Here is a 1,915-nt window from a genome sequence, read left to right as displayed (position 1 = left end):
CATTACTTTCTACTAACACAGCCTCGGTTGTCCAACCAAGAGTACCGTCTTGAACAAAATACTTAAATTTTGTATTTTGATGTTTAATAAGACCTAATATACCATAGTTTTTAATTCTGTTTTTTATATCTTTGTTTAGTTTAGATTCTAGTTGTGTTCTTGTTTGAATTTTTCCATTTTTTTCTGGAATTAGAATTTCAGTAGGTAATTGAGAATGGTTTGCTCCTGTATCTGTTAGTCCTAAATCAATGAAATACATAAAATTCCTGCTATATTTTGTATCATATTCTGTTATTTTTTGATGATGAGCATAATAATTAATTCCGATGATTGTTATTAGTATTCCACTAAACAAAACGATAGTTTTATTGACTAATTTTCTTTTTTTTATTTTTTCAGGCGAAAAGACCAATTGATATATAACAACAATGATTAATGCTATAAGATAAATAACGACAGGTACTCTAATTTTATAAGCAATACTAAAAATTAGACCAATAACAAACCACCAAATTAAATATTTCTTATAAGTATATTTTACAACTAAAAAACAAAGTAAACTTGTGAAGAAAAAGGTAATTGGGTCAGTATAAAAATAAAGGAATTGAGGTTGTAGACCAATCAAAAAAAATGATTCTATAAATACAATTTGCGCTAACTTTTCTCCTTTAAGATATTTACCGATAGAAGTTAATAAGATAATTCCACTGTCTATTAATAAAGCATTCAGTATAGAAAATGACAATATAAGGTATTTAGGGGTAACAATGCTATTTATAATCTTGATTATAATTAGAATAAAAAAATTATTGGGATAGATAGAAAAGTATTTTAGAATTGTTTGTTTCGTATCAGGTATATTAGTACCAACAGTATAAAGGACAGCAGAATCTCCTTGTGCTAAAGCCTGAGCAAATAATGATATAACTACTTGTAAAATAAAAAGAATACCAATAAACCAATACTTATGTCCATAAATAAATTTAAAAGTCTTAAATAATAAGTCTTTAAATTTTTTATTTAAAAAAAATATAAGCAACACTAAAAGAATAGTGACAAACAAAAAAATATATCTTGTGCTACGCAAGTTGTCAGTAAATAAATATTTGAACGTCCAAAAAAGCCAAAATAAAGAGATTAAGCCTAAAAGAATGAATAAAGTTTTTCTTAGTGCATTATCAACATGTTTCATTTATAAAATTTCTTCCTTTTTCTATTTCCAAAATTGAAACCATTTTTTAGATTGAACTTTTTGAAGTTCCATTTTTAAGCTTTCGTTTTCTTTTTCCAGTTCTTTGTTACTTTCAGACCATTCTTTGTTTATTTTTTCGTCTTTCTCAATTTGTTTGTCCTTTTCAGCAAGTTTCGCTTGATTTTGGTCTATCTCATCATTTGCCTTTTCGAGTTCTTTTTTAAGTTGCTCGATTCCTATATTTAATTCTTCTTCTGGCATTTTAAGAGCTTTTAAGTTACTTAATTCTGTTTTATATTCTTCCAAAAGTTTTTTATCCTGTAAGGAAAGTCTTTGTTGCTGGTCTAATAATTGGTGAAGTTTGTCAATCTGCTTATCTTTTTCTTTTATGCTATCAAAAAATACCTCAAAATTTTTTTCTTTTTTTTCGCTTTCTTTTTTTTCATTTTTATCTTTAGTCTTTTTATAAAGGTATTCTTGTCCAAATTCGGTAACATAATTTTTGTTGCCTTTTTTAATAAAAATTTTTTCTTTATTTTCATCATTGACGTAATAATTTAACTTTTGTTTACTAACTCCCAGTTCTTTTGCAAAATCAGAATAACTTTTCTCCATTTAAAAAATATCCTTTCTTTTTCTATAAAAATTTTTTAAAAATTTTTAAAAAAACTTTCAATTTAATTTTATTAAATCTTTTAATAGCTATATTTTATCATATAAAAA

2 protein-coding genes are annotated in these 1,915 nt (G+C 24.9%); both read right to left on the bottom strand.

Annotated elements, in window-relative coordinates; all coding sequences use genetic code 11:
* Positions 1–1,192: glycosyltransferase family protein (locus ACZ5CR_RS44135; RefSeq protein WP_468868998.1), on the bottom strand; the 1,192-nt coding region annotated here is incomplete at its 3' end.
* 21 nt (positions 1,193–1,213) lie between these two features.
* Positions 1,214–1,807: a hypothetical protein gene (locus ACZ5CR_RS44130; protein ID WP_014011557.1), complete on the bottom strand. Its 594-nt coding sequence runs from the start codon at positions 1,805–1,807 to the stop codon at positions 1,214–1,216.
* Positions 1,808–1,915: the final 108 nt, after the last annotated feature.

The sequence above is a fragment of the Streptomyces sp. NPDC031274 genome (assembly GCF_055570235.1).
The sequence above is the reverse complement of the archived record's forward strand: the minus strand, read 5'-3'. Positions and strand labels throughout refer to the sequence as shown.